General features: G+C 44.4%; 8 protein-coding genes and 2 pseudogenes. 7 read left to right on the forward strand and 3 right to left on the reverse strand.

Annotated features, from left to right (window positions below; all coding sequences use genetic code 11):
• Positions 1-4 precede the first annotated feature (4 nt).
• Entirely contained in the window at positions 5-1,456 is a 1,452-nt protein-coding gene (locus R7F64_RS01925) for a DUF1566 domain-containing protein (protein WP_047104502.1), read from the forward strand.
• A gap of 1 nt (position 1,457) precedes the next feature.
• The gene (locus R7F64_RS01930; protein WP_017635423.1) at positions 1,458-2,033 is read left to right on the forward strand and encodes a DUF1566 domain-containing protein; all 576 of its coding nucleotides are present in this window, start codon (positions 1,458-1,460) and stop codon (positions 2,031-2,033) included.
• Positions 2,034-2,141: 108 nt separating this feature from the next.
• Here the strand turns inward: R7F64_RS01930 and R7F64_RS01935 are convergent.
• Positions 2,142-3,786: pseudogene (locus R7F64_RS01935) on the reverse strand (methyl-accepting chemotaxis protein).
• A gap of 330 nt (positions 3,787-4,116) precedes the next feature.
• Here R7F64_RS01935 and R7F64_RS01940 point away from each other — a divergent pair.
• The 5 genes from R7F64_RS01940 (at position 4,117) to R7F64_RS01960 (ending at position 10,119) form a co-directional block, all read left to right on the forward strand.
• The gene (locus R7F64_RS01940; protein WP_005375153.1) at positions 4,117-4,938 is read left to right on the forward strand and encodes a phosphate ABC transporter substrate-binding protein; all 822 of its coding nucleotides are present in this window, start codon (positions 4,117-4,119) and stop codon (positions 4,936-4,938) included.
• Positions 4,939-5,038: 100 nt separating this feature from the next.
• A complete protein-coding gene (gene pstC / locus R7F64_RS01945; protein WP_005375154.1) occupies positions 5,039-5,971 on the forward strand; it encodes a phosphate ABC transporter permease subunit PstC in 933 nt (310 codons plus the stop codon).
• A gap of 22 nt (positions 5,972-5,993) precedes the next feature.
• Positions 5,994-6,857 carry a phosphate ABC transporter permease PstA gene (pstA, locus tag R7F64_RS01950; protein WP_005383923.1) on the forward strand — a complete coding sequence of 288 codons (864 nt, stop codon included), beginning with the start codon at positions 5,994-5,996 and terminating at the stop codon, positions 6,855-6,857.
• 60 nt (positions 6,858-6,917) lie between these two features.
• Positions 6,918-7,667: a phosphate ABC transporter ATP-binding protein PstB gene (pstB, locus tag R7F64_RS01955; protein ID WP_005375156.1), complete on the forward strand. Its 750-nt coding sequence runs from the start codon at positions 6,918-6,920 to the stop codon at positions 7,665-7,667.
• 328 nt (positions 7,668-7,995) lie between these two features.
• Positions 7,996-10,119: a GGDEF domain-containing protein gene (locus R7F64_RS01960; protein WP_025768552.1), complete on the forward strand. Its 2,124-nt coding sequence runs from the start codon at positions 7,996-7,998 to the stop codon at positions 10,117-10,119.
• 129 nt (positions 10,120-10,248) lie between these two features.
• Here R7F64_RS01960 and R7F64_RS01965 read toward each other — a convergent pair whose 3' ends face one another.
• Both R7F64_RS01965 and R7F64_RS01970 read right to left on the reverse strand, forming a co-directional pair.
• Positions 10,249-11,895, reverse strand: coding sequence for a BatD family protein (locus R7F64_RS01965; protein WP_318071404.1), 1,647 nt, complete (start codon positions 11,893-11,895; stop codon positions 10,249-10,251).
• A gap of 4 nt (positions 11,896-11,899) precedes the next feature.
• A pseudogene (locus R7F64_RS01970) lies at positions 11,900-12,289 on the reverse strand (hypothetical protein); the annotation flags it as partial.

Here is a 12,289-nt window from a genome sequence, read left to right on the forward strand (position 1 = left end):
ATCTATGAAGTTTCAATATTCTTTCGTTGCTATGTCACTAGCCCTTGCTGGCTGTGGCGGAGGTTCTGGTGGTGACACGTCGGCACCGACCTATGATGTAGCTGGCACCATCGTTTCTGCAGGTACACTTCTTGATACGCCAGTATGTATCGATTTAAACCAAAACTACGTTTGTGATTCCACTGAACCGAGTGCTAAAACGGATAATGCCGGTAAATTTAGCCTGACTTCAAGCGACAAAAACGTACTAACCAGCACCATTCTTGCTCAAGTTGATCAAGGTTCAAACCAAACGTTGCGTCTTGCGGCTCCGGGTCAAAATTTAGCAACGGGTAACACGGTCAATGGTGTAACAACGTTGCTCGCGGGTCTTGTAATTGACGGTAAAACCGTTGCTCAAGCTGAAGAGATTGTGAAAGCGCAACTCGCCGATGCCGGCGTTTCTCTTTCTGGTACGGTGATGTCTAACGCAGAAGCTAGCGAGCTAGACAAGCTAGAGCAAAACACGGTTGTGCTATTAGCTGCGATGCAGCCACAACAAATGACCCAAGGCGTAGCGCTGCTTGCTCAAAGCCTTAGCTTCCAGGGTAAATCATTGGCCTCTGATCTTCTGTCTGAAGCGGAAGTAAGTGCATTTGCTGAAGAAATTGTAGCGGTTGCTGAACAAACGGTTGGTAGTAACGATACGGGCGCCGTTCTTTATTTTGCTGAAGGAGCAGCAGACGTAGCAGAGGTTCAAGCGTCTTACCCTGGTCAAGATGCGGAATACGGCTTCGACAAAGAGGACAAGCAAACGTCGACAGGCGCTGGCTTTAAGTTCGTTAAGCTAGATTCACAAGGTGCAGCTTTAGCTGCAGATGCGACTGAGTGGGCTTGTACTATGGACGAACGTACTGGTCTTGTTTGGGAAAATAAGAGTGCGGATGCGAGCTCGGTTCAATTTAAAGATCGCCTGTTTGCGTTTGAGTCTGAAGCATTTAAGCCATTTAGCAAAGATGTAGAGCTTGCAGGTTGTAAAGACGCTGGTGATGAAGTTTGTACCACTAGCCAATATGTTGAGTACATAAACAAACAATCGTTATGTGGAATCACTGGTTGGCGCTTGCCTACTTACCGTGAGACTTATGACTTACTAGACTTTGGTGAACAAACACTGTTTGCTCCGAACGATGAATATGCAAAATACAACGTCTATGGTTTTAATGTTAAATACTTTCCACAGCAAACCATAGGTAGCCCTTATTTAGGATATGGTGCGTTTTGGCATAGCGACTTTAAGTTTACGAATGCATCATCACAACTTATTGATGGCGAGATTTATTTCCCTGCGATTGTCTCCCGGGGCAAAGATAGAGGCACTATTTCATACGTCGAGATTCGATCAAGCAACACAAGTGCGGGTGCCGATGATTCTTACCAATTCCCAATCCGTCTAGTCGCAGTTAAGGGGCAATAAGATGAAGAAATTAATAACTGTACTATCTCTTACTTTGGCTTCTCAAACTGCAATAGCTGCACAAGAGTGTTCTACTGACTTTGCTAAAACGGCACCTAACACGCGTTATACATATTCTGAGAGCGGTACCGTAACTGACCTGAAAACAGGTCTAACATGGATGCGCTGTCCAGTTGGTATGACATGGAATGTAGGAAACCAAGAATGCCAGGGGACGCGATCTACAATGTCATGGCAACTCGCTCTCTCCACAGCCAAACAAATTCGTAATAAGGACGGCAACCATCCTCTTCACAATTTTGCTGACAAAAAAAATTGGCGACTAGCAAATATCAAAGAGCTAGTATCTCTAACTGAGCGAGCTTGCCACAGCCCAGCCATAAATAGTACAGGGTTTGCTAGCGGCTATAGTCTGACAGATGGAGATGATGTTCTAGGGCGTTATGTCTGGAGCAACACACCTAATGGCGACGGTAAGCATGTTGCAACTTTTGATACGACTAATGGTGAGGTTTTCAATAGAGATCCGTTAAACTCAAGTTTCAAAAGTTCTCTCTTGTTAGTGACAGATGAATAATAATTATTACGTTAATAAGGGTTGATAGCTTTGCCTTTAAAATAAGCTCCGCCAGTGCGGAGCTTTTTCTTTTCTAACCTTTGGAACTTATCGTGTTGAGCAGAGAATTTAAACTTGGAACTGCTTAAGCTGATGTTTTTGGTTTTCTGCTAAACCAGACAACTCTTGCGCTGCCGCGGCTGATTGAGTGATACCAGTGACGTTCTGGCTCACTAGTTCATAGATGTTCGTTAAGTTGTTGTTGATATCAGCCGTGACCTGCTTCTGCTCTTCTGATGCGGTCGCAACTTGAGTGTTGATTGAGTTCAGATCGGCGATAGCATTACTGATATTAGCAAGTGATTGGCTAACTTCTTGTGTCAGAGCTTGGTTGTCTGACAACATCAGCTAAGCTGAAATGCATACTTTCATTTGCGTGACCAGATTGTTGCTGTAGCTCTTCTATAATGGTTTGGATCTCTTTGGTGGACTCCTGAGTTCGCGCTGCCAGCATACGTACTTCATCGGCCACTACCGCAAAGCCTCTGCCACTTTCGCCCGCTCGTGCAGCTTCAATCGCTGCATTCAGTGCAAGTAGATTCGTTTGCTCAGAAATACCTTCAATCACTTCGATCACGCGACCAATGTGTTCTGATTGATCTTTTAGCGAAGTTACGACGGCAGCGGCTTCGTTAAGTTGTTCCGCCATCTTTTCACTTGCGCGAGTGCTTTCCCCAAACATGCTTATACTTTGTGAGGTTAACGTACGTGCTTGATTTGATGCACTATCGGCTTCTTGTGCATTGGTCGATACTTCAGCTGCGGTCGACTCTAGCTGATTGATCGCCGAGGCTACTTGCTCAACTTCTTGCTTTTCTTGATCCGAGTTGACGCTGCTTTGAGTCATAACAGTTGCTAACTCGGTTGATGCTGATGCCACATCTTCACTAATGCGAACCAATGCGCTTACAGTTTCACGCAGTTTTTCTATGGTCTGGTTTACATCTCGAGCCAGCTGAGACACTTCGTTTTTCCCGATGGCTTCGGCCTTAACTAGTAGGTTTCCCTTCGCGACTTCCTGCATCGTTACTTGAAGGTTACGAATCGGCGCAACGATGTAGCTGGCGAGTACCCAACTAATAAGTGAAGCGGCACTCAAGATCACCGCAAGCGAGACGGCGCTGTAAGTTAGCGTGGTTTAATGTTGTTCGCCATTCGTTTCGACTTCATCGGTGACGATTTGATTCAATTGTTTAGATAGTTTGTCGATGGCGTTGATCATCGCTTCGCCAGCTAATCGATACTCAGCCATTGTAGATTCGTACTTTTGATTGAAATCAGAGGTGGTGTAATCAGAAGAGTGTTTAGTGGTGAGCAGAGGTGTCATGGTAACGCGAGTGAAATCAACATAGTGATTCATGGCCTTACGCATAGCATTGACTTCATTTTGAACGCCAGGGAGATTGTCGATGGAGTTAAGAAAATCGCGGTTTTTGTTTTGTCGCTCAGAAAGCTCTTGGTTGAGAGACTGAACATCTTCGGCTCTAAATAGACTATAAATGGCTTTGATGCGCATGGCGTAAGTGTTGTCTACGATGCCGCTAAGTTCCTCTTTGTGAATGATTAGCTTATGGGTGGAAGCCGAAACCTTATTGAATGCTTGATCGAGTTTACCGATTCCGACACTCAGTCCAATGATGAGTAATATAACTGTGAATAGAACAGGCAGAAAAACCTGAAGTTTAATAGAAAGCGTACTAAGAAATTGACGCATGAGATTGACCCTCTATCGGTTTAATTATTATCTTTTTTATAAATAAGCATTTCGATTTTAATTGTTATATTTGCCAAATCAATGAGTTACTCATATCTAATTATTATGAAATGTACCAAAATCGATGGGGTTATCATCTTGAACATGAGGCAACTTATAAAAACGTTACGTTCAAATTGAGAGAGGGATAAGTCGCGGAATTAATAGTTAGAAATGACAACGTGTCATAGAGGGTTCAACTAAGTGAAACACAACTGTCATATTCAAATTCTAAAGTGAGCACCGTTCAAGTGAAACACAACGGCAATAAAGCCACTTAAGGAAATTGTGATGAAAAAGACAGTAATCGGTGCAATCGCACTTCTAGGCGCAATGGCAGTGACTCCTGTTTCTGCTAAAGAAACTATCTCTGCAGTGGGTTCTAGCAGCGTAACTCCACTGATGGAAGTTTTCTCTGAAACGTACATGAAGAAGAACCCTAACGTATTTATCGAAGTTCAAGGTCCTGGTTCTTCAGCTGGTGTAAAAGCAGCGAAAAATGGTTCAGCAGACCTTGGTATGTCTTCTCGTAATCTAAAAGACTCTGAAAAAGAATCAACACTAATCGAAGAAGTGGTTGCTCGTGATGGTATCGCAGTGGTTGTCAACCCACAAAACAAACTGCCAGGTCTAACAGCCGAGCAAGTGACTGCAATCTACAAAGGCGAAGTATCAAACTGGAAAGAAGTCGGTGGTGCAGACAAGCCAATCGTAGCCATTACTCGTGACACAGCTTCTGGTACTCGTGGCGCATTTGAAGACATCATGTCTCTAAAAATGAAGATTTCTGGTAAGAAGGTATCAGCTATCTCTCAACGTGCTCAAGTTGCAAACGGTAACGGCGCACTGAAAACAATGGTTGCATCTAACCCATACGCAATCGGCTACATTTCTCTTGGTACTGTAGACAACACTGTTAATGCGCTAGCAATCGACGGCGTTGATGCAACGGTAGCTAACGTTAAAAACGGTTCTTACAAAGTAGCGCGTCCATTCCTTGTTCTTTACAAAGAAGGCAAGCCATCAACAGAAACGCAAAAATTCCTAGACTGGATGCTAACTGATGAAGCGCAAGCGCTAGTTGACCAAAAAGGTTACATCTCAGTTAACTAATCCCATCGGGACTCTAAAGTTTGCTCAGCCCAACGTTTCGGGCTGAGCCTTTTCTATCCATTGTGTTCAACGGCATTGCCCAGAACCGTGAGATTTTTAAATGACCATCGCAACAAATAGTGAAAAGCTTATGAATACTGACGCTAGAGCTATCAGCAAGTCAGGCCTACGCGAGAAGCGTCGTGTAGACTGGAAAGAGCGCATCTTCCACGGCTTGTTCCTAACGAGTGCCGTAATCGGCATTGTTTCATTGGCCGTTATTGCATACTTCATCGTTCGAGAGAGTATTCCGGCATTCCAAGAAGCAGGCGTATCGGGCATTGTCTTAGGACAAAACTGGTTACCACCTGCGCTTTACGGTGTCGCCACCATGATTGTGGCATCTATCGTATCGACGGCTGGTGCTGTCATTGTTGGGGTTCCAATTGGTGTTCTGACCGCCATTTTTATCGCTGAAATCGCACCAAAGCGATTAGCAGACATCATCCGTCCTGCGGTTGAGCTGCTAGCCGGTATTCCTTCAGTGGTCTACGGTTTCTTCGGTCTGGTTATTATCGTTCCATTGATTCAGAAGGTATTTGATGTACCTGCAGGTAACACTATCTTGGCCGGTATTATTGTTCTTGGTGTGATGATTCTACCAACAGTAATTACGGTATCTGAAACGTCTATCCGCGCTGTCCCTCGTACTTATAAAGAAGGTTCTTTGGCACTGGGCGCATCGAAAATCTACACCATCTTTAAATTGCTCGTTCCAGCGGCTCGCTCAGGCATCATGACAGGTGTGATTCTGGGTATCGGTCGTGCGTTGGGTGAGACCATGGCGATTATCATGGTTATGGGTAACGCGCCGGCAATGCCAGAAGGCATCCTTGATTCGGCTCGTACACTAACTGCAAACATCGCTATTGAAATGTCTTACGCAAGTGGTGTTCACGCGAACGCACTTTACGCTACAGGTGTAGTACTTCTGGTCTTCATCATGTCGTTGAACGCTGTACTACTGTACCTAAACCGAGAAAAAGCGAAGTAATCGCTCGTTAAAGGTGACTATTATGGATCGCGCAAAACTGAAAAAAGCACGCCAGTTCAAAGATAATGTCTTTAACGCATTTGTCTGGATCTCGGCAGCACTAACGGTAGGTTTTTTGTTCTGGATTATCTGGTACATCCTATCAAACGGTCTACAACACGTAGATTGGAACTTCATTACTGATAACTATACGCGCACAGGTGAAGAGCACGGTATCTTCCCAATGATTGTGGCGACCATTTACATGGTTATCGCTTCTATCGCAGTGGCAGCGCCACTCGGTATCATGACGGCAATCTACTTGACCGAATACGCGAAAGTGGGCAGTCGTTTGGTGAAAATCATCCGATTCTGTACCGAGTCATTGGCGGGTATCCCGTCGATCATTTTCGGCCTGTTTGGTATGACTTTCTTCGTGGCGATTCTTGGCCTTGGCTTCTCGATTCTGTCGGGTGCATTGACGCTAAGTATCCTAATCCTGCCAGTTATCATCCGTACAACGGAAGAAGCGTTGATGGCAGTACCACAAACGTACCGTGAAGGCTCTTATGGCCTCGGTGCTTCTAAGATTTACACTATCTGGCGTTTGATTCTTCCGAGCGCAATGCCAGGTATCTTAACCTCGGTCATTCTAAGTATTGGTCGTGTCATTGGTGAGTCTGCTCCAGTATTCCTGACAGCAGGTATGGTTGCACGTATTCCTGATTCTTTATTGGATTCAGGTCGTACGCTAACCGTTCACCTATACAAACTGACTACCGAACTGTTTACCGTTGAAGAATGGAATCAGGCTTACGGTACGGCAACAGTGCTTATCGTAGTTGTTCTCTTGATCAACATGGTAACGAAACTGATTGCTAGACGTTTTAACACCGCAACTTACTAACAACACTAATTAAGAACGCACGTTAAAAGACACGAATTCAAGAATTAAGAGATTAAGACAATGAACAAATTTGATATTGAAAACCTAGACCTATTCTACGGTGACAACCAAGCACTGAAATCGATCAACTTACCAATTCCAGTTCGCCAAGTGACGGCACTTATCGGCCCGTCAGGTTGCGGAAAATCAACGCTTCTACGCTGTTTGAACCGAATGAATGACCTAATCGAAGGCGTGAAAATTACAGGTAAATTGGCGATGGACGGCGAAGATATTTACGGCAACATTGATGTTGCTGACCTTCGCATCAAAGTCGGCATGGTATTCCAAAAGCCAAACCCATTCCCGATGAGCATTTACGAGAACGTGGCTTACGGCTTACGTGCTCAAGGTATCAAAGACAAAAAGACAATTGATGAAGTGGTAGAGCGTTCGCTGCGCGGTGCTGCACTTTGGGATGAGGTGAAAGATCGCCTTAAATCACACGCATTCGGTCTTTCTGGTGGTCAGCAGCAACGTTTATGTATTGCACGTACAATCGCGATGGAGCCTGATGTGATTCTGATGGATGAGCCAACGTCGGCACTTGACCCAATTGCGACACACAAAATCGAAGAGTTGATGGAAGAGCTAAAGAAGAACTACACCATCGTTATCGTGACTCACTCAATGCAACAGGCGCGTCGTATCTCTGACCGCACTGCGTTTTTTCTAATGGGTGAACTGGTTGAGCACAACGATACGCAAGTGATCTTTAGCAACCCTCAAGACGACCGTACTCAAGGCTACGTAAATGGTGATTTCGGTTAATCCACCGTATTTACAAGCATCACTAAATAACTATAAGCGATGGTAACTTTGCCCCTCTTGATGAGGGGCCTTTTTCTTTTTAAGTCGTGGGCTTATAACGCCTACCAACACAAAAAATCTTGTAAATAAGCATAACTTTCCTCCCCAGTTTATAAAGTATGTAACTTATGTGAAACATGGCTTTAAAAGTGCTGAAGAGCTCTCGAATGTAACACTAAATCTGATAATTTTGCGAATGACTTAACAGCTCAAATTTGAACGTATTGATTGCATATCATGGCCTAAGTAGTTTTTTATCGAGGATAAAAAAGTAGATTAGGTTGGTAGGGTGAGTTTAAGAAGTTTTACAAGAAAAGTGTCTTCAACGAGGGACCATCGGTTGCTAGCGGAGGCAATCTTTGATCATTTAGAGAGTCTGTTCTCCCCTCAAGCCCTCGCTATTTTTGAAGATCCTTCAATTAACCCTCGTCATTCGATGAGCTTCTCTCGCGGAGAGCTTTACCCAACCCAAAACTATCCTGAGACATTCTGGGAGTGGGCAAGTCAGTTTGATACCTCTGAAAGCATCATACCTCTGGCGATCAACACTTGTAACTGGAATCACACCCGAGATTTAGGCGGTGATAGTTACATCATGATGCTCGACAACACGCCTATCAAACGTACCTACCTACTGATTCAATCTGTACATGCTCGCACAGCACATAATATCTATGAAGAAAGTTACGACGCAATGCAGCTCGCAGCGGCGCGTTGGCAATGTATTCGTGCCGAAAAAAATGCCTCGAAAGAGATCAGGCACAGAGATATTCGTGAAGCGCAATATGTTGATGAGATTAGCCAACGCGAGCGCTTTATCGAAAATATGAAGTTAGTTCAGCAAGTTGCACTCGAAATCTCTAATCCTGATTCTTTAAAGGACTTGTACTACAAAGCCGTCGAAGCGTTACGTGAACGACTTGGGTTTGATCGCTCTACACTGATGCTTCTCGATATGAAAAAGCGCAGCTTCAGTGGTACATACGGCACGGATGAGTCAGGAATTACGATTGATGAATTTCACACACAATACGATTTACATCAACTTAGCGAGGAGTATATCACCGCGTTATCTAGCCTTGAGAGCAACTTAGTGATTGTAGAAGACGCGCCAATATACACAGCAGGCAAGGTCATCGGGCAGGGCTGGAATGCGATGTTGATTTTACGCGATGGCAATGAACCGTTTGGGTGGTTCGCGCTAGATAACTTTATTCATCGTAAGCCGATAACGGCATATCAAAAACAGATGTTGGACTCGTTTGGTTCACTCTTCTCTCAAATTTACATTCGTAAGCGCCAAGAACAAAACGTACGCATGTTGCATTCAAGCATGGTTGAGTTATCACGTTGCACTACTGTCAGTGGAGTATGCAAATCGGCCGTCACTTTCGCCATTAAAAATCTTGGTATTGATCGAATGGCGGTGTTTTTAACTGATGAAAATTGCTCTTACATGCAAGGAACGTGGGGTACCGATATTCAAGGTAATGTGGTGGATGAATCTTACTTCTTTGGCGAAACCCAAGATTTCTCTCTTATAAATCTGGCTCGCTCAATGCCAAACGAAGTCGCATTTGAAGAATCAGTGCCTATTTATCATGACTGTAATATTGTTGGCTTTGGTTGGGCTGCGATGACGGTATTGACTTCAAATAGCAGTGGTCCTATCGCCTTTATCGCTGTTGATAATTTGCTGACACGTGCGCCCTTAACTTCTCAGTTACGTGAAGTGATTCGTATGTTCGCGTCCAGCTTAGCTGAAGTATTGCAACGTACTCAAGCTCAAGAGGCGATTCGCGAACTAAACGAAAACTTAGAGCTGGAGGTTCAGAACCGAACAAAAGAGTTGGAGGAAGCCAATCGACAGCTTGAGGTACTTTCTAAGCTCGATCCTTTGACGCGTCTTGGTAATCGCCGCATGTTAGAACATGTGATGCAAAAATATTGTGCCCTAGAGTGTGAAGACGACATGTCGTTTGGCCTGATCCTGATTGATATTGACCATTTTGGCTTATTCAATAATCACTATGGTCATCTCGAAGGCGATATCGCATTGATGCGAATTGGCTATATCTTGGATCATCATACCAAAGGTGAAGATGAAGTTTTTTGCCGTATCGGAGGTGAGGAGTTTGCATTGCTCATGATTGGTTCTGAGCAAGAGGAGGTTCGACTGAGAGCAGAGTGCATTCGTCAGTGCATCGAGGGCGAGGGGATAAAGCATCGACATAACCCAGAAGGGGAGTTACTTACCGTTTCAGTCGGTTACTCCTGTTATAAAGCGAAAGGCAAAGACTTTAATTTCGACCATTTATATCAGTTGTCGGATAAGGCACTCTATCAAGCGAAGAATCATGGGCGAAATTGTGTAAGGCGATACGAATACGAGCCCCAAGTGTTTGTTGAGTGAGTGATGTTCATAAGAGCAACTTGATAGGGAAGGGGGCGGCGGTTGGTGCTCTAGATAAAACCGCTAAAGCAAATTTGGCCGGATAAGAGAATTGGCAGCTCATGAGAGCTGCCATTGTTATCTAGTTATTTATAGCTTTTCGAGCTGGTGGTCGGTTTTTGTTACGTTTGCTTTGCCAAGGTTTTGAATTTTCGCTAGCAGCGAATCAGGGCTCCAAGGTTGTTGGTTAGCACTAAAATACGCTTGATTCATGGCATTAAGCTCTTGCTTAATTGCTTGTACGTCGCCAGGGTTTAGCCTGTCTTGATGAGTGGTTAAATACTCATTTACAGAGCGTTCAATTTTCGCAGCATCGCCCTCTTCGATGACTTTTTTTAGCGCGTCGATGCAAAGTGGTTGTTCAGTATTTGAAACCGTTCCACTCGCTGTTATTGACCGCTTTTTCCATGCCCAAATAGCGATTCCCAATGTCATTATCCAAAGCCCTAGGAAAACAAAGGTTAATGTTCGCCAGAGACTGTTTACATCGCCGCTTGATTCAGGACTAGGGGCTGACACTAAAGGCTCTGAAAGAGGCGATTCCGGCAACGTGATTAGCCCAGTGTCATTTTTCTCTACGTCTAATGTTAGCTCTGGTAACGTTGTTTTCTTCGCTTCATCATTTTGACTGTCCCACCAGTTCAAGTCGTATCCTGGTAAGGTATATTTCCCGGCCTCTGTAGGAATAATGACTTGCTTCACCGTCATGGTAACGGTGCCATCTCTCGCGCTATCGAACTTAGGTTGTTCGGGATACACGCGCAGTGAACTCGGGTAACTAATATTGACTCGTGGCAGATATTCGGCTTGTGTACCGCGAGCCTTAACTTGAATGGTTCGAGTGAGTGAAGAACCTTGCTTTACTGTGTTGATCGCGTTAATCGACAGTAGATTACCTTGATCGTCTTGCCAGCTCTGTGTCATTTCTAACGCTGAAGCAGGAAGCCATTCACCTTTAAATTCGCTCGGAATCGGTTTGACCGTTATTGGCATGCGTTCCGCTTTGGTATTGATAGGCATTATTTTGGTTGAGCCCGTCAAGCTGTCGCCATAAATATAAGAACCGGTCAGTTTAGGACCTATCAAGGTATAAGTGCTTGGTTGATTGGCCGTTAAGCGAAACGACTGCTCTATGACCGCTACTTCTAACCCATTTAAGATCTTCTGTCTTTGCTGTAAGCCACCCAGTGCCTCAAGCTTCATGCCTTCAATTTGCGGAGGTACTATTTGTGGGTTATCTAGGCGTCGAGTGTCCGCTTTGATTAGAAGTTGTATACGTAATATTGCATATTGCTGAGGGTAGAGCGTACTGTTGTCGACCGTAATATTGAAGCTAAATAGATCATCAAGATTGGGGTCTGTTTGGCTCGCGTTGACACGTAGTTTTATCGGCTCCGTTTTCATACCATCAGCGGAAAAACTTGGAATAGTCAGAACACCTTCTTTCATTGGTGCAATTGAGATACTCCACTCGGTACGCACTGATTTTCTTCCGTTAATGTTATTGCTAGAGCGGCCATAACGAGGTTGACCCAAGAAGAAGTCTTTCTCTAGAACATTGAAGTCGATTGAGTCTGAGCTGAGCTCAGTATCTGAAATGATTCTGAGGTTAATCACTTCATTCTTGGCTACTTGTGTTTTATTCACACTAGCTTGAAGTGTCTGTGCCATCACCGAGAAACTGGATATTAGGCTGGCCACAAAAATAAAGACCAGTTTTACGCCTTTGTTCATCACAGGCTTACCACTCCTTTTGAGATTGTTGTGGAGGTTGTTTTTGTTGCGCTTGAAGTTGCATTTGCGCACGGATCAAAAAGCTTGGGTCGCGAGCACTTTCTACTGCTTCTAGTCGACGGAACTCAGGATCATCCTGATGCATTTTTTCGGGATGCGCTTTAGCCTGTATTGGTTCACCTTGATCCTTCACTTGCTTGTCATCTCGTTGCGGTTGATGTTGTTCCGTTTCTTGTTTTTCTTCTTTATTTTCAGAATCTTGCTGATTTTGTGACTGTTGTCCTTGCGCTTCTTTCCCTTCGTTTTGAGACTTTTGTTGCTGTTGCTGTTGCTGTTGCTGTTGCTGTTGCTGTTGCTGTTGCTGTTGCTGTTGCTGTTGCTGTTGCTGTTGCTGTTG

It is taken from the genome of Vibrio sp. Vb1980 (assembly GCF_033338615.1).
Classification (GTDB): Bacteria; Pseudomonadota; Gammaproteobacteria; order Enterobacterales; family Vibrionaceae; genus Vibrio; species Vibrio alginolyticus.

What these genes read in the sequence shown, in the direction of transcription:
- pstC (WP_005375154.1), top strand. Translation starts at nt 5,039, where the DNA reads ATGACCATCGCAACAAATAGTGAAAAGCTTATGAATACTGACGCTAGA.
- pstB (WP_005375156.1), top strand. Translation starts at nt 6,918, where the DNA reads ATGAACAAATTTGATATTGAAAACCTAGACCTATTCTACGGTGACAAC.
- R7F64_RS01925 (WP_047104502.1), top strand. Translation starts at nt 5, where the DNA reads ATGAAGTTTCAATATTCTTTCGTTGCTATGTCACTAGCCCTTGCTGGC.
- pstA (WP_005383923.1), top strand. Translation starts at nt 5,994, where the DNA reads ATGGATCGCGCAAAACTGAAAAAAGCACGCCAGTTCAAAGATAATGTC.
- R7F64_RS01940 (WP_005375153.1), top strand. Translation starts at nt 4,117, where the DNA reads ATGAAAAAGACAGTAATCGGTGCAATCGCACTTCTAGGCGCAATGGCA.
- R7F64_RS01930 (WP_017635423.1), top strand. Translation starts at nt 1,458, where the DNA reads ATGAAGAAATTAATAACTGTACTATCTCTTACTTTGGCTTCTCAAACT.